At 47.8% G+C, this 16,514-nt stretch carries 16 protein-coding genes; all 16 read left to right on the plus strand.

Annotation, left to right across the window (positions count from 1 at the left end; all coding sequences use genetic code 11):
• Nucleotides 1-21 precede the first annotated feature (21 nt).
• The 16 genes from HV314_RS03940 to HV314_RS04015 all read left to right on the plus strand — a co-directional run bounded on the left by HV314_RS03940 (nucleotide 22) and on the right by HV314_RS04015 (nucleotide 16,477).
• Nucleotides 22-552 carry a fimbrial protein gene (locus HV314_RS03940; RefSeq protein ID WP_223949828.1) on the plus strand — a complete coding sequence of 177 codons (531 nt, stop codon included), beginning with the start codon at nucleotides 22-24 and terminating at the stop codon, nucleotides 550-552.
• 104 nt (nucleotides 553-656) lie between these two features.
• Nucleotides 657-1,202 carry a fimbrial protein gene (locus HV314_RS03945; protein WP_239006911.1) on the plus strand — a complete coding sequence of 182 codons (546 nt, stop codon included), beginning with the start codon at nucleotides 657-659 and terminating at the stop codon, nucleotides 1,200-1,202.
• Entirely contained in the window at nucleotides 1,202-3,703 is a 2,502-nt protein-coding gene (locus tag HV314_RS03950) for an outer membrane usher protein (protein ID WP_131405347.1), read from the plus strand. The genes HV314_RS03945 and HV314_RS03950 overlap by 1 nt, the downstream gene beginning before the upstream one ends.
• A 54-nt stretch (nucleotides 3,704-3,757) precedes the next feature.
• A complete protein-coding gene (locus HV314_RS03955; RefSeq protein ID WP_404990158.1) occupies nucleotides 3,758-4,522 on the plus strand; it encodes a fimbria/pilus periplasmic chaperone in 765 nt (254 codons plus the stop codon).
• A gap of 56 nt (nucleotides 4,523-4,578) precedes the next feature.
• Nucleotides 4,579-5,172 (plus strand): fimbrial protein, encoded by a 594-nt coding sequence (locus HV314_RS03960; RefSeq protein ID WP_239006910.1) that lies wholly within the window; start codon nucleotides 4,579-4,581, stop codon nucleotides 5,170-5,172.
• On the plus strand, nucleotides 5,172-5,717 hold the full coding sequence (locus HV314_RS03965) for a fimbrial protein (RefSeq protein ID WP_131405345.1): 546 nt from the start codon (nucleotides 5,172-5,174) through the stop codon (nucleotides 5,715-5,717). The genes HV314_RS03960 and HV314_RS03965 overlap by 1 nt, the downstream gene beginning before the upstream one ends.
• Entirely contained in the window at nucleotides 5,714-6,334 is a 621-nt protein-coding gene (locus tag HV314_RS03970; RefSeq protein WP_131405344.1) for a fimbrial protein, read from the plus strand. Before HV314_RS03965 ends, HV314_RS03970 begins: the two co-directional genes overlap by 4 nt.
• 17 nt (nucleotides 6,335-6,351) lie before the next feature.
• The gene (locus tag HV314_RS03975) at nucleotides 6,352-6,858 is read left to right on the plus strand and encodes a fimbrial protein (protein ID WP_131405343.1); all 507 of its coding nucleotides are present in this window, start codon (nucleotides 6,352-6,354) and stop codon (nucleotides 6,856-6,858) included.
• Entirely contained in the window at nucleotides 6,859-7,839 is a 981-nt protein-coding gene (locus HV314_RS03980) for a hypothetical protein (RefSeq protein WP_131405342.1), read from the plus strand. It begins immediately after the preceding gene.
• Nucleotides 7,840-8,168: 329 nt separating this feature from the next.
• On the plus strand, nucleotides 8,169-9,941 hold the full coding sequence (locus HV314_RS03985) for a PglL family O-oligosaccharyltransferase (RefSeq protein WP_181547416.1): 1,773 nt from the start codon (nucleotides 8,169-8,171) through the stop codon (nucleotides 9,939-9,941).
• A complete protein-coding gene (locus HV314_RS03990) occupies nucleotides 9,938-11,098 on the plus strand; it encodes a glycosyltransferase family 4 protein (RefSeq protein ID WP_181547418.1) in 1,161 nt (386 codons plus the stop codon). The genes HV314_RS03985 and HV314_RS03990 overlap by 4 nt, the downstream gene beginning before the upstream one ends.
• Nucleotides 11,095-11,877: an ABC transporter permease gene (locus tag HV314_RS03995; RefSeq protein WP_094762104.1), complete on the plus strand. Its 783-nt coding sequence runs from the start codon at nucleotides 11,095-11,097 to the stop codon at nucleotides 11,875-11,877. Before HV314_RS03990 ends, HV314_RS03995 begins: the two co-directional genes overlap by 4 nt.
• On the plus strand, nucleotides 11,877-12,635 hold the full coding sequence (locus tag HV314_RS04000; RefSeq protein WP_047358694.1) for an ABC transporter ATP-binding protein: 759 nt from the start codon (nucleotides 11,877-11,879) through the stop codon (nucleotides 12,633-12,635). The genes HV314_RS03995 and HV314_RS04000 overlap by 1 nt, the downstream gene beginning before the upstream one ends.
• Nucleotides 12,632-13,792 carry a UDP-galactopyranose/dTDP-fucopyranose mutase family protein gene (locus HV314_RS04005; RefSeq protein WP_181547419.1) on the plus strand — a complete coding sequence of 387 codons (1,161 nt, stop codon included), beginning with the start codon at nucleotides 12,632-12,634 and terminating at the stop codon, nucleotides 13,790-13,792. Before HV314_RS04000 ends, HV314_RS04005 begins: the two co-directional genes overlap by 4 nt.
• Nucleotides 13,789-14,670, plus strand: coding sequence for a glycosyltransferase (locus tag HV314_RS04010; RefSeq protein ID WP_053389970.1), 882 nt, complete (start codon nucleotides 13,789-13,791; stop codon nucleotides 14,668-14,670). The genes HV314_RS04005 and HV314_RS04010 overlap by 4 nt, the downstream gene beginning before the upstream one ends.
• On the plus strand, nucleotides 14,663-16,477 hold the full coding sequence (locus HV314_RS04015) for a DUF4422 domain-containing protein (protein WP_181547420.1): 1,815 nt from the start codon (nucleotides 14,663-14,665) through the stop codon (nucleotides 16,475-16,477). The genes HV314_RS04010 and HV314_RS04015 overlap by 8 nt, the downstream gene beginning before the upstream one ends.
• The last annotated feature ends 37 nt before the right edge of the window (nucleotides 16,478-16,514 follow it).

Consider the following 16,514-nt stretch of genomic DNA (forward strand, 5'->3'; position numbering starts at 1 on the left):
AATTCAGGAAAAGTACTTATTATGAAAAAAATTCTTCTCGCGGTAGCTATGTCCTCTGTAATGATTACTGGTGCACATGCCGCTGAGGATCAGGGCCACGGTAAAATTACCTTTAAAGGTTCTGTTATCGATGCTCCATGTTCAATTGATGCAGACAGCCTTGATCAGACCGTTCAATTGGGTGCTATTGCCAAAGGTGCTTTAGAGGGCGGCAACCGTTCTACTCCTGTAGATTTCAACATCCAGCTGCACGATTGTACCTTCGAAAATGGCAATGAAGTGAATGTTGCTTTTAACGGTTATGAAGGTGATAAAACCGCGGGTCTGGATAGTTCATTTGCAGTTACCGGTCAGGCTCAGGGGGTGGGCGTGATAATTACTGATATGGGTAGCAATGTGATTGCTCCAAATACAACTGCAAAAGCGATCGTACTTAACGATGGCGATAATGAACTGCAGTTCCAGGCTTATGTTCAGGGTGCGAAGACTTCCGGTGCTGTTGTGCCTGGTACGTTTACCTCTACTGCTAACTTCGTGATGTCTTACGAGTAAGTTTTAGCTGTTGTTCTGACATTTAGAATAACAATCCAGGCGCTGACAAATGTTTGCGCCTGAGTTTAATCGCCAATGACGGCAGGCAGGAATGAAGATTAGTTATGCGTTATTTTAACCAAATAGGATCTATAATCCTAACTTGCTTCTTGCTTGCAGCATTTCCATATTATGTTATCGCTTCTGAACAGAGCCGCGGCCGAGTCAATATGCAGGGGAGTATCATTGATACTGCCTGTAGTATTACTATGGATGACCGCTACCAGACCGTTCAAATAACAACTCAACCTGTTGCGATGGTTATTCAGCCCGCCGAAAAGGTAAGCGTTTCGTTTCATATTAATCTCGAAAATTGCTCGTTACAGTCTGATGGTCCTCCCCCAAAACAGTGGAGCCACTTTCAGGTTACTTTCGATGGATCATCTGATGACGGGAAGTTATTTAATGTTACAGGTGAAGCCAAAGGCATTGCACTTGAAATTAGCGATCATAACGGGAATATAGCCATTCCTGGAAAGGTATTACCCGCGGGAATGCTTTCGCCGGGCTTAATGGCACTGAATTACCAACTTCATTTGAAAGGCAATGGCCAGGAAATCAGGCCTGGTGATTACTATAGTATTATTCGCTTTAAGGTGGATTATTTTTGATGAAACATAATCCAGGATACCTAGGGAAAATTCGTCCGCTTGCGCTCGAAGTATTTTTGATACTTTCCAGCTGTCAAATTGCAGTGGCTGCCGATGACGTTCAGTTTAATACGGATGTACTTGACCTCAAAGATCGCTCTCAAATTGATTTGAGCCAGTTTTCACAGGCCGGGTATGTGATGCCCGGGAGCTATACGCTGGCTGTTCAGATTAATAACTCTTCGTTGCCAGAACGTGAGATTGATTTTTTTGCCCCAGATGATGACGCAAATAAAAGCTATGCGTGCCTGACTCAAGATGTCGTGGAACAGTTAGGGCTGACGGAAGCGTCTGCCAAAAAACTCACCTGGTGGCACAATAACGAGTGTCTGGATCCCGCGTCTCTTCCCGGTATGTCCGTGGCTGGAGACCTCGGTGCCAGTGCGGTGAAAGTCAATTTGCCTCAGGCTTATCTGGAGTACACCGCCGATAACTGGGATCCACCGTCTCGCTGGGATGATGGCATCCCTGGCGTGCTGTTTGACTACAGTATGAATGGTCAGACAACTCACCAGCAGCAGGGGGGCGATTCTAAAACGCTCAGCGGCAATGGGGTTGCCGGGATGAACGTTGGCGCGTGGCGTTTTCGCGCGGACTGGCAGGGAAATTACAGTCATCGAACAGATAATAGTGGTGGTAATGAGCAAAACTGGAGCTGGAACCGTTACTATTTATACCGGTCGATTGCGGCTGCACGGGCAAAACTAACTCTCGGTGAAGATTATTTATCCTCCGACATGTTTGACAGTTTCCGTTACACCGGGGCCAGCCTGATTTCGGATGACAGCATGTTACCGCCTAACCTGCGTGGTTATGCGCCTGAAGTTGTCGGGATTGCAAAGACCAACGCTAAAGTCACGATCAGCCAGCAGGGGCGAGTGATTTATGAAACTACTGTTGCTGCCGGTCCATTCCGTATTCAGGATTTGAGTAATGCCATCAGCGGTAAACTTGATGTGAAAGTTGCGGAGGAGGATGGCAGTAGCAGCCAGTATCAGATCGATACTGCGACCATCCCTTATTTATCCCGACCAGGACGTGTGCGTTATAAATTTTCAGCCGGTAAACCGTCAAGTTATGAACATCATAGTCAGGGGCCGGTGTTCGGCACAGGAGAGTTTTCTTGGGGGGTCACAAACGGCTGGTCGCTATTTGGCGGCGGGCTGACTGCTGGAGATTATACGGCTTTAGCTTTGGGGGCGGGGCGTGATTTGATGGCCTTCGGTGCATTATCTTTCGATATCACTCATTCTCGTGCAGTAGTGCCGGAAGACGGAACAAAACAAGGTGGTTCATATCGTCTCAGTTATTCTAAGCGTTTTGATGAGACTGACAGCCAGGTGACGTTTGCAGGTTACCGTTTTTCTGAACGTAATTTTATGAGTGTAAGCCAGTACCTGAATGCGAAATATCAGGGATATAAACGCACGAATAGCAGCAAGCAACTTTATACCATCAGTTTTAATCAGCAAGTGCGAGACTGGCATTCATCGTTTTATATAAATTATAGCCATCAGACCTATTGGGATCGCCCGACAAATAATGCATATACCATCTCCATGTCGCGCTATTTTGATTTCATGTCGTTTAAAAACATGAGTCTGAATGTTTCTGCATTTCGAAGTGATTATAATGGTTTGAAAGATGATGGTGCCTTCGTCAGCCTTTCTATACCGTGGGGAGACGGGGGTTCATTAAGTTACGATGCGTCCTTCAGTGGAGGGACGAATTCTCAAAGGGCGACCTACTCTAACAGCATCGGAAACAGCGACAATTATAGCGTGAGTGCAGGTTTGACGCGTGATAATAGGGTCAGCGGCGGCGGCTATCTCTCTCATCAGGGAGATTTCAGCGATATGAGCTTTAACAGTAGTTTTGAGGGTAATCGTTATCGTGCTGCGGGGGCCTCTATGAGAGGTGGGATCACTGCGACGGCGAAGGGTGCGGCATCGCATCGAGTTGGTGCGCAGGGTGGCACGCGGATGATGGTGGATACCGGTGGAGTTTCGAATGTCCCGGTCAGTAATACTGGGGTACCGTCTTATTCGAATATGTTTGGTAAGACCGTTGTCGGTGATGTGGCGAGCTACTACCGTAATAGCATTAATATTGATCTAAATAAGTTAGGTGAGGATGTCGAAGCCACGCGTTCGGTTGTACAGGGGACACTGACTCAGGGCGCTATTGGTTATCGTCGTTTTGGTATTATTGCCGGACATAAATCGATGGCTGTTATTAAATTAGTGAATGGTAGTACGCCGCCTTTTGGTGCAACGATACTGAATAATAATAAAGACCAGACAGGGATTATCAGTGAAGACGGTATGGTCTGGCTATCCGGGATTAAACCGGAAGAAAAAATGGAAGTGAACTGGGATGGTGAGGCTCAGTGTGTTATTACTCTGCCTGCCACAATGCCGGAAGGAAATTTGTTATTACCGTGTGTTGCCGAGACAAAGTAATTAATCGGTGAATCTAACAGATGATTATCAGTAATATAGACAGATAAGCGAAATATGAAAATGACTATTCAATCCCGTTTGGCCACTACCTCCAGGGCGTGTGCAATTACTCTGGTGTTAATGGGGCTTTCACAATCTGCCAATGCTGCCCTTGCTCTGGATCGCACTCGCGTGGTGCTGGATGGAGGAGACAACTCTGTTTCTATGGGGGTGACGAACCAGAATAAAGAGCTGCCTTATCTGGCACAGATCTGGATCGACGATGCGCAAGGTAACAAGATCACCAGCCCTCTGACTGCGCTTCCACCCGTGCAGCGTATCGAACCTGGCGCCAAAACTCAGGTAAAAGTGCAGGCTACACCCGGAATGAACCTGTTGGCGCAGGACCGGGAGAGCCTTTACTACTTTAACCTGCGAGAGATCCCGCCGAAAAGCAGTAAACCCAATACGCTGCAGATTGCATTACAGACACGCATCAAACTGTTTTATCGCCCGGCTGCGTTGAAGGTTGAATCCAACAGCAAGCCTTGGCAGGAACAGGTGACATTAACTAAAGAGGGAGGCAAATACGTGGTGCATAACCCAACGCCTTATTTTGTCACTTTTACCGGCGTGTCACCGGCATTAGGCGGTGAAAGCCTCAAAGATTTCAAACCGCTGATGCTGGAACCTAAAGGGCAAGCGCCTTTAGGCGTACCGGCTTCAGCGGTGGGTAACAGCCCTGTTCTGACCTATGTCAATGATTACGGCGGCCGCCCAAAACTGATTTTTAGCTGCACGGGAAATAGCTGCACGCTTAAAAGTACCAAGGCCGGTTAAGACCTGCTCTACTGGACGTTTTTGCGAAGGACGTCTGGTGGAAAATGGAGGGGTAAATGATGCGGACCAGACTGAAATTGCTGACATCGTTTTTATCGATTGTTATGGCAGCACTGCCTGGCACCACTTTCGCTGTGGATCATTGGAATGTGGAAGGTGAGCACGGGGAAATACAGGTGCGTGGTGCATTGACTGAAGGCGTATGTCGTCTGGATATGATCTCCCGCTGGCAAGATGTTGAACTGGGAGCGACGTCTACTGCTGAGTTGCAGCATCCGGGCGATCGCAGTGTACCCGTTACATTTTTGCTGCGCCTGAAAGATTGCACCCGTAAAGGCGGCAGTCTGGTGGATAAACGAACCGGCAATGTTGCCTGGGACGCTATTCAACCCATTCTTTCTGTGCGGTTCCAGGCACAGACTAACGCCGATAATCCTGAACTGATTGGTGTCATTGGCGTAGAGGGGATAGGCCTTCGTTTGACCGATCACCGGGGGCAGGATGTTCGCCTGGGCGAACAGGGCCCGGCTCAGTTTATCTCCCCAGCACAGGATGAGCTGGTTTACAGCGTTAGTGTAGAGAGAACATCTGCCCCACTTACGGCAGGTGAGTACTACGCCACAGTGAATTTTGAACTGGAGTATGACTAATGAATCCCCGGATAATTTTTGCCGTGTTGTTGGGGCATCTGACGTTAACGCCCATTTATGCGGTGGAAAATAATATCCATATCAGCGGTAAACTCGTCACTGAACCCTGCACGCTGTCTCCTGAATCAGCAGACATTCCACTGGATTTTGGCAATGTGGTCGGTAAATACTTTCAGACGGCTGCCCGCACACCAGGCATGGTTTTTTCCATTAAGCTCGTTGATTGCGATACCAGTATGGGCAATAGTGCGACGGTGACATTTCTTGGGGCTGAAAGCGGACCTCTGCCAGGGCTGCTGGTCACCAATAACGGTGAGGAAAATGGTCTGGCTTTCGGCATTGAAACCTTGCCAGATTCAGATACGGAAGCGCCGTCGCAATTAATCCCCATTAATAAACCAAGTCCGCTCTTTCTGCTAAGTAACAGCGAGTCGGAGATTAAATTGCAAGGATATATCGAGGCGGAGCCTAATGCCATTGAAACCAACACTATAAAGTCTGGTCCTTTCTCGGTGACGGCAACATTTAAGGTGGATTATCCATGAAGAAAAGTCACTGGGGTTCCCTTACCCAAAAAGGAATGTACTTTTCACTGATGAAGTCGCAGTGGCTATATCATTTCGGGTTGGTCTCTCTTATCTTTTTGCTATGCGCAACGGGCACGACACATGCCGCCCGCCGAGATGCGGGAGATAGATTTGAAATGAAAATAAATATCTCTGGTTCAATTGTGGTGACGGGGAAATGCACATTTAATGAAGGCGGCGAAGTGTTGGTTGATTTTGGTGACATTCGCTTTAGTTCTATCAGTAACGAATTAGGCAAAACTTATATTGAACCGCTGATCAGCGATATGACTTGCACTGGTGATACGTCGGGTACGGCGAGGATGATGCTTTCTTCAAAAGATGGCAGTGAACAACTATATGACGGTAATAAATTGCTCGAAGTTGGCATTGTTGGGGGCGTTGCCGCCAACACTGGACTGGGTATAGCACTGAGGGTAAATGGACAGATTCAGGATGTTAATGTGCCTTTTGCCGTTGAGGTAATGCATTTTCCCAAGCTAGAGGCACAACTGATACAAACCGATGTGAACAAAAAACTGATTAGTGGAAACTCTATTACATCATCTGCGACGCTACTGATGGAATTTGATTAAAGGGGCCACGAACAAATATGAGAATATGCTTTATTAAGCTGGTGTGTTTGGTCTTTGGGGTCGTATCTTTTAGTGTGTTGGCAATTTCTGAACAGAAGGGGGACAGTGTTGATGTTAAATTCACTGGTCTTCTTCAGGCAATGACGCCTTGTTCAATTGATAACGATCGAACAATCGAAATTATTTTTGGTAATGTTGGAATTAATAAAGTTGAAAGTGGCCAATATAACCGTGAAATTGATTATGATCTCGACTGCGGTAATGTCGGAGACTTGAATACGATTTTGATGACATTAAATGCGACACCGGTACCATCCGACGGAAGTATTGTTGATTCCGGGAGGAAAGGTCTATGGATTCAGTTTTATAAAGATGGGGTTCCATTAATATTAAATGAAGAATTTAGATTGGCAAATGTTACTCAAAAACCAAAGCTAAGTGTTTCCCTTATTCCAAACCCAGGAGAGGTTTTGGAGGAAGGTGAGTTTTCGGTAGCGGTGACGTTAATTGCGGAGTACATTTAAATGAAGTTTAGATTTATATATTTAGTCGTTTTGTTAATTATGTCTACAATTCCATGTGGAACGGTGGAAGCGTCACATAGCGTTATTCGTGGAATTACTGCATCAGGACAGGATTGTGCGGATGGCCATTCAAGTCATCTCATTTATACGCCCGAAGGTGGATGCCACTGGAATCCATTGATAGGTGATAGAGGTTCTGCTGAGCTATTATGGGGGGCAGGGCAAAAATTTGTCCCTACGTCAGATAGTAGAAATGTCGGAGCGGTTTTTGGCTGGGAAGGTGCATATGTCCCTTTTAGTGCTAATTATAAAATAAGAATGTATTTTTGCCCATCAATCTATCCGGTGGTATGTCCTAAATCGTCTGCGACATATTTTATGGATACTGTTAGGTCTGTTTTCATTCGGTCAGGACAATTAATATATGAGCAAAATGTTGATTTCGGTGGTTACTCTGGAATGCTTTCATCTTCATCAAATGCTTGTCTTGTCCTTCTTGATGACCATATGAATGAATGGCGCTCTTTGGGTATGTTTTTTTGCAAAGGTGTAATGGAACTCCCTAATACAGGGTCTACATGTTTCTTAAATCATGGTACTGATATTTCTGTTGATATGGGGATATTGGAAAGAAGTGAAATACAAACAAGTATTGCCTCGTCAAATCAACACGAAAAAAGAGACGTGGGTGTCCTTTGCACTCGCGATTCTGGAACAGCAGTAACTATTCAATTTGAATATGATTCCCTATCCGTTGATGATGGTGATTCAATAAGAACTAATGCTAATGGGTTTGGTGTTGCTATGGTTTTTGATGGTGAGCGTGTTGAAAGAAATAAAATAATCTCAAGGGACTATGACGCTGGCTATACGACGTCAACGCTGGAGTTTTATGCGGTGCGCGAATCAACCCAATCTCTTTCCGATATCCCAACAGGTGATTTTAAGGCAAGCGCAGTAATGATAATGACAATTCAATAAATTGTTTAGGATTATTTAATACGACACATTCATGAATGTGTGCTGCTTAGAGTAAAGAGGTCTTTTCATAATGTTAATGTGTAAAGTTTGTGATATCGAACGTCTCAGGTTACTGGGAAATGCAGTCATTCATTATGGGGGAGGTATAACCAATCTAAAAAAAAGATCGTTGACTGGTATTCATTGTGTCAATGATAGTTGTCCTGAGGTGGCAAAATTACTGGCTGAAATTTCGAATTATCTTCAGGGTCTTATTGAGGATGGTGAGTTGAGGAAAAATTATTATTTTTGCAATGCAGAACACTATGATGGATCGACGAAATCGTTAGTTGGGAGCTAATTTTAGTATTTCTATGATGTCAGGTGTAATTAAACAATCATATTTTTACTCCCCGTTGCTACTGTTGTTGCTTATCATCATTCACGTCCCTGTGGATAATGTCAGTGCAGCGGGGCTTAATTCTTTACATAGCATTGCTACCTGGTGGGTTATTGCTCTGCAGTCAATTGTTATTATTTTTTCTAAATGGAATAAAACGGATTTCTTTGGGTTAAATTATGTTTTTTGGTTGATGTTAGCATTTTTACTTATTAATTTGTCTTTAATCACAACAAATGAACTCGGATGGCAAATAAACGCCCTGGGAAGAACAGCATTTATTATCCTGCTGTTGGTTTTTTTTTGCTTGCATATACAAAGCAGGACGACATGGATGGATGCCCATCTTTTTATTGGCATCCTCGCCGTAGCTGCCTTTATACAAGCCATTGTTACCATCCTTCAGCTCTATACGCCTTATTTTTCATGGCGATGGCTGCATTACAATCCTCTGGCGGCGGAAGGTCGGCCATTAGGTATGTTCGGTCAGGTCAATCTTCTGGGATCATTTTTGGCGACGGGCCTCGGCGCGGCGCTGTGGTCCGTGGTGCAATGCCGCCGTAAAAATTCAATTTTTGCCTGGGTTGTCATTCTACTGACGATCGGTTTCGCCCTTTATTTGACCCACTCCAGAACGGGATGGCTGGGGGCCACTATTGCCATGGTGGGGCTGGTTATTTTTTCTCCGGCGAAAATGCGTCGAAAAACAATACTACTGATAACCGGCCTGATCGTTGGCTGCTGGCTGCTGATACAAATCATTCCATCGCCAGGGATCCCGGTTCTCGTGCCAGCTGAACACCAGATGCAATCCCAGGCTGATAAAACGGCAATAAATTCAGATGCAAAAGATGCATCGGCTTTCAGCCTTGAGCGCATGCGGGCTGAATCTTCCATCCAGCGCAGGCAAATGCTGGAAGGAAGTGTTGCGTTGATAAAACAGCATCCTCTTTTGGGTGCGGGGGCTGGCAGCTTTGAAAGCGTGTGGCCTGATGCGCTCGCAAGTACGGGGCAAGTTTCCAGCTTTGAGCATACGGTGACGCATCCACACAATGAAATTCTATTCGTGTTGGCTGAAGGCGGCATTGTGGCATTGAGCGGGCTACTGTTGTTTGCCGGCATTTTTTGCATCCCTTTGATTAAGGGGTCGCATCGTTCGCGTACGATCTGGGCCCTCACGCTGCCTATTGCCCTGCACTGCATGACAGAGTATCCGTTTTATCTGTCAGCCGTGCATGCCGTCATTTTTTTGCTTTTGCTTCGTCTTAGCTGGCCGGTTCGTTTGCTTAAACTTCGGGAAGTTTCACTCAGCCTGAAGCGTTTCATCCTGATTGCAGTGGGGGGCCTCTGCTTATGGGGCATGTTTTTTCTGCATACGGCCTGGCAGACGCGCGCAATACTGCGCACAGCTGAGAGAAGTGGGTTAACGGATACTGAATTACTCAAGGATGTACCAAATTCATTCGCACAGTATGACCGATTGCAATTTAACCGGTGTGTCAGTGAGCTTATGGCTTTCAATCAGAGCCGAAAAACCGCTCATCTGAATCAATTTGAACGCTGTGCCAGCACCTGGCTGCACGTGCATAACGACGCCAATATGACAGCGTCGTTGATTACCATTGCAAAATCGAAAGGTGACCTGGAGGCGGCGGAGAAATGGCGCATCCGGGGGCATCGTGATTTTCCTTTCGATCCCCGCTTCCTCCGAGGTGATCTTTGAAACTCTGCTTTATCGTTAACGATGCGGCCTATTTTGCCTTGCACTGGCTTGACCGCGCCTGTGCGGCGAAAAAGGCCGGTTATGACGTTCATCTTTTATGCCGTCAGGGCGATGAGTTTGTTATGCGTCAATTGCATCAGGCAGGAATTCACTGGCATGAAATTTCACTGAAAGGCCCGTCAGCAAGCCCGTTTAACCTGATACAAAGCGGCTTGCAAATATCGCTTTGGTTGCGCCGTTTGAAGCCTGATCTGGTGCATTGCATTACGCTAAAACCCTGCCTGATTGGTGCAGGTCTTGCTGGCCGCTGGCCGGTAGCCCTAACTTTCCCGGGATTAGGCCGCTTGTGGAGTGGCACCTTTCCGTTCGCGAGACCGGCCAGGGCAATCACGGGATGGTGGTGGCGCAGGGCTACCCGAAAACCTCAAACCCTGCTGGTGTTTGAGCACGAAGGCGATCGCAAGACGCTCATGGACAATTGCGGTATCACAATATCCCGCACGATGGTGACTGGTTGCTCAGGGGTTAATCCCGATGCTTTTCCTTATTCGTCTTTCCCCAGAAATCGCGTACCGGTTGTGTTATTTGCGGGGAGGCTCATTCGTCCTAAAGGGCTCGACACGTTGCTTAACATTTGTCGACAGCTGCGCTCAGAGGGCGTGGCTCTGCACCTGCAGGTGGCAGGACTCGCCGCCCCGGGAGACGTGAATGGTATTCCCGAAGCAGAGCTCGTTCAGCTTCACCACCAGGGGGAGATTGAGTGGTTGGGGGCACGACATGATATGCCTGCGCTGATTGCTCAGGCCAATATTATTGCGCTTCCATCGCGTTATGCAGAAGGGGTGCCGCGCATTCTCCTGGAGGCGGCCAGTTGCGGTCGTCCTTCCGTGGCTTTTGATCGTGGTGGATGCCGAACCATTTTACCCGCAGATAACAGTTGTGGTGCGCTGATAAAAGATGGCGATGATATTGCCTTTGCTGCTGCCCTGAGGGGGCTATTGGAGGACCCTGCTTGCTGTGAACGCAAGGGTAAAGCAGGGCGACAGCGTGTGCTTCATTCTCTGACGGCCTCTCATGCTGCGGCTAAGAACCTCTCTTGTTATGAGCGAGTGCTGAGTCTCTCCGCGATCTCTGGCGTCATGGAACTTGAAAAATGAAACGTTTTATTTTGTCGTTACTGTGGCAGCGGGATCTTATTCGTGTGCTGGTCCAAAAAGAGATAAAGGTACGCTACAAAAACAGTCTGTTCGGCTGGCTGTGGTCTGTAGGGCACCCGCTGATGTTCGGGGCTATTTACTGGCTGATCTTCGGGCAGGTCATGCGGGTGCCTATTGCTGATTACCCGCTTTTTTTGTTGTGCGGTCTTTTTCCCTGGCAGTGGATTACGTCCTGCCTGAGTACGGCACCTGCTTTGTTTTTTGTAAATAGTGCCATTATCAAAAAAACCACCTTTCCACGCATAGTCTTGCCTATTACTCAGGTGTTAACGGAGGGGGTACATTTTTTATTTACCCTCCCGGTACTGGCTCTGTTTTTGCTGGTCAGCCGTACAGGTTCAGAACCTACATTTGCCTGGCTATGGGGCGGAGCACTGCTGTTTTTAGTGCAATTTATGCTTCTGACTGGACTGTCTTGTCTTTTATCGTCACTAACGTTGTTTCTGCGCGATCTTGAACGCTTTGTACAGCTTGGGCTGATGCTCTTGTTTTACGCCACGCCGGTGCTTTATTCGCCTGAAATGGTACCTGCACGCTGGCAATGGCTTCTCAATCTTAATCCATTGGCACCTTTGATTCTGGCATGGCGTGAACTTTTTATGCATGGACGACTTTCTGGCGAACATTTGCTGTCAATGTTTGTGTTTTCCGTCGTGATGTTACTGGTTGGATATCAAGTGCTCCGTAGGCTTGCTCCCCGATTCGCGGAGGTTTTGTGATGTCATCGACGGTTGAACTTGTCAAGGTAAGTAAGAGCTACCCGCTTTGGCACCACCTCGGTTCTGGTCTTAAATCGCTATTGCTACATCCAGGACAGCTTAAAGCTCTGATCAGGCAACATCAGCACACAGCGCTGGAAAATGTGAGTTTTCGTATTCGTCGCGGAGAATCCGTGGCGCTGATAGGCCGCAATGGCGCAGGGAAAAGTACGCTATTGGGACTTGTCGCAGGCGTGCTTTCCCCTACAACCGGACAGGTAAAGGTATGTGGCCGCGTAGCCTCAATGTTGGAACTGGGGGCCGGATTTCATCCTGAGCTCACCGGTCGGGAAAATATTGCTCTAAATGCAACGCTCCTGGGTCTGCGTCGGGAGGAAGTTAAACGAGCGATGCCGGCGATTATCGATTTCGCTGAACTTGGACGCTTTATTGACGAACCGGTACGAATCTATTCCAGCGGAATGTTAGCCAGGCTGGGTTTTGCGGTTATGACTCAAATCTCTCCGGATATTTTGCTTGTAGATGAAGTACTTGCCGTGGGGGATGCTGCTTTCCGCCAACGCTGCTATGAAGTACTAAAACGCTTTCGGGCCCAGGGCGTCACCCTTCTTTTCGTCAGCCACAATCCAAAGGATATTCAACAATTCTGCGATCGCGTGCTGTGGTTCGAAAACCATCAGATGATTGCTGATGGCTCACCAAACGACATTCTTCCACTCTATCAAGAAGCTATGCAGCAGGAAGCGAGTAAAAAATGAAAAATAAAAATATCTATATCGTAGGGGCTGGTTTATCCGGCGCGACCATCGCTCGGCTGTTGGCCGAACAGGGTGCTCAGGTTAGCATCTTTGAACAACGTGACCATGTCGCGGGAAATTGCCACGATGAACGATGCCCGCATACTCAGGTGCGTGAGCACCGTTACGGACCGCATATATTCCATACCAACGATGAAGAAGTCTGGCAGTTTGTCCAGCGCTTCGCACGATTTATGCCATATCAACATCGTGTGTTTACGACCAGCCAGGGGCAGGTCTGGAATTTGCCAGTAAATTTGCACACCTTAAACCAGTTTCGCTCAGCGGCAATGACGCCCAATGAAGCGCGAAAATGGCTTGCTTCAATGACGATTTCAACGCCTGACGGCGCAGAAAATCTTCAGCAACATGCGCATGAACTTATGGGGGCTCCCCTTTATGAGACGTTTTTCCGTGATTACACCGAAAAGCAGTGGGGATGTTCGGCTACGCAGCTTCCGGCTTCTATTCTCAAGCGCCTTCCATTCAGGTTTGACTATACAGATGGCTATTTTGATAGCCGTTTTCAGGGTATGCCACAGGACGGGTATACCGCGATGGTTCAATCTATGCTGCAACACCCCAATATTAAGGTGCAGACTGACGTCACTGTGACGGCAGAAATTGCACGTGAGTTGATGGATAAAGGACATGTTTTCTGGTCCGGTCCACTTGATGCCTGGTTTAATCATGATGCGGGTCGCTTGCGCTGGAGGACGTTGGATTTTATTCGGGAGGCTGCAACGGCTGACGCTCAGGGGTGTGCCGTCATGAATTATGCTGATAAATCTGTTCCCTGGACGCGCATTACTGACCATGCGCGTCTGAGTCCCTGGGAGCAGCATCAACAAACGCTTTTAGTCAGGGAAATCCCTCGGGAGGCCAAAGAGAATGATATCCCTTATTACCCGTTGCGAATGGCAGATGATGAACGGCTGCTGACTCACTACCGCGAACGTGCTTCGGCTCTTACTGGTGTGACATTTATCGGGCGATTAGGGACTTATCGCTATATGGATATGGACGTTACGCTACGCCAGGCCATATCGATCGCGAAGCATTTTATAACAACCCCAGCAGGTGAGCACTTTTTGGCCTGGCCGGATGATAACGCATGAAAGTGGCTGCGCTGATTGTTACCTTTAACAGGTTAACGATGCTGAAAAGGACGCTGGTCCACACGCTAAATATGTCATTCGACCAGGTGCTGGTGGTTAACAACGCCTCCACCGATGGAACCAAAGAATGGCTGGATAGCCTGGATGAGCTAAGGCTGACTGTATTGCATCAACCTGAGAATCGTGGTGGTGCGGGTGGCTTTGCAGCAGGATTAGAAGCGTTAACGGCGGTGACGGGTTGGACGCACGTCTGTCTTTACGATGATGATGCGCAACCTGCACCGGATTGGCTTTGTGAACTGGCAAAGCAGCCTCAGGCCGATATTTGGTTGAGTCATGTTCGAGATGCACTCAATCAACCTTGCCGAATGAACATGCCGTTTAAGCGTTTGCCGCAAACCTTACGACAATCGTTGGGCTATCTTTTCTTCCCTGAGCGATGGCTGCCCCGAGAGCCCAATATAACGTCGGTCTGTACGCTGACGTTTGTGGGTTGCTGCGTTGAGCGTAGAGTCGTACGGCAATTGCTGGATGTACTGGATACAAGATTGTTTCTTTATTTTGACGATTTGGCCGCCGGAGCCGCGCTTGCAAGACAAGGTGTCAGGATGCTGTGGTGTCCATCGCTACGATTTCAACATGATATTAACAGCCGCAGCGGCGTCTCTCCCGAGCGCCGTAAGTTATTAACACGAAACCTTTTGTGGCTATCAAGAACCCGTTCGGGTGCCCCATGGAATAACAATGTCACTGCGTTGAGGGTGCTTGGGCAATTGGCTGGCGCAATGAGTGGCCCTGAAAAACTCCGCAATATCTGGCACTGGGGTATAGGGCTTCGTGACGGTCTGGCTGGTCCGGGGGAGGAAAATAATGTCTGAACCCGTGGTCCGTTTTTTCGTATGCCATCATCGCCCGGCACCATACTTTCGAAATCGTTATTTTACACCCATTCAGGCAGGTCGATCTGTTGTTTCAACTCGTCTTGATTACGCGGCGGGGGACGACGAAGGGGACAATATTTCGTCTCAAAATCCCTTCTGGAGTGAGCTTACGGCCCTTTACTGGATATGGAAAAATGTCGATGCCGACTGGTATGGGCTGATGCACTATCGGCGCATGCTGACGTTTCGTAAGAATAAGATCCTGAACGGAACATTCTCTAAACTGGATGAAAATACCCTCCACTATTTCGGCTGGACAGAGAAACAGGTCAATGAGTGTCTGGAGTCATATGATGCCATGACCGCTCCTGCGCTACCGGTACATCCCCCTGGGTTGCCTGAACAGATAATGACGGTGGCAGAGTATTATCATCGTGCACATCATGGTGCCGATCTGGAAAGCATAGTTGAAAGAGTGAAGCGAGACTGGCCAGATTTCTATCTCCCTCTGATTGACTGCCTTTCACGAACTTCGATGGTCACGGGTAATCTTGTGGTGATGCGACATCCTTATTTTCAGGATTACTGTTCGTTTCTTTTTGGAGTATTACTACCGGAATCGCAACAACGCTCTCTTGAGCATTACACGCATTATCAGCAGCGAGTTTGGGGCTTTCTTGCCGAGCGTTTGACGCAGGCCTGGCTCATTGCGGCTCAGCAGCGTTGGCCAGAGATGAGGATTGGGCAAACAGGGGTTGCAACAGGGGTTTCTCCTGCATACCTCAAGCCTTCTCAACCCGTAGAGCCAGATCGAAGCCAGTTGATTGATGAGGCAATACAAGTCGCTATCGCAGTCGATGACGCCTATGTTGTTCATGCCGATACATTCTTGTCATCGCTGATTACAGGGCTACATCCGAAACAAAGACTCATCATCCATTTACTGTGCGATGAAACATTATCTCAAAAAAGCAGAGCGCTCCTGTCCAACGAAAGGGGTGACAACATCCGCTTTCAGTTTCATCAGGTTTCACATAACTCTCTTGAGTATCTCCCCAATAACCGACGCCATATTAGCCATCGAACGTGGTATCGACTATTGCTTGCGGAATTGCTTACTGATGTATCCCGAGTGCTGTGGTTGGATGCGGATATGGTGGTATGCGGCAACCTTCTTCCTCTCTGGCAGTATGATTTGCCGGCAAATGTAGTAATGGGAGCCTGCGCGGATGAGGGCGGAAGAGATCAGGCGCAGAGGCTTGGTATTGAGAGCCTTTACATTAATGCTGGGGTACTCCTTATCAACCTGGATGCACTCAGAGCGCGTTATCCGTCTCCATTAAAAGAATACCTGACCATTTATTACCGCTTTCAGCAAGTTATTCGATTGCAGGATCAGGATGTGCTGAATTTGGCGCATCAGGGAGAAATTCATACTCTGCCTTTAATTTACAACGTCCAGACGCGTTGTTACTTGCCGGACATCCTGACACCTTCTTTTAGTGCCCAGGAGCACGTTGCAGCGCTGGCCGGACCCGTCATATTACATTTTACAGGCCCGGATAAGCCATGGCTTCCTGGCTGTCGTCATCCGCTTCGACGCGAGTATTTTAGGCATTTAAGAACGCCCCGCACTCCCATGGGCAAGCTTCGGTTTACGTTATCGGATGGTTTAATTCGCATTTATCGCCATCTGTGGTTTCGGATCGGAGGGCAGAAGATACAGGATTGTATACGAGGTTCACGGCGTCTGAGGGCGCTGCGCCGGGCGTATAGCATCTACCAGAATTTAATTTTTAAGTGAGAGGGAATTAACCTGAAACCTGACATTATTCTTGATA

Origin of the sequence: Citrobacter sp. RHBSTW-00887 (assembly GCF_013728095.1) — a bacterium.
In the GTDB taxonomy this organism is placed as follows: Bacteria; Pseudomonadota; Gammaproteobacteria; order Enterobacterales; family Enterobacteriaceae; genus Citrobacter; species Citrobacter braakii.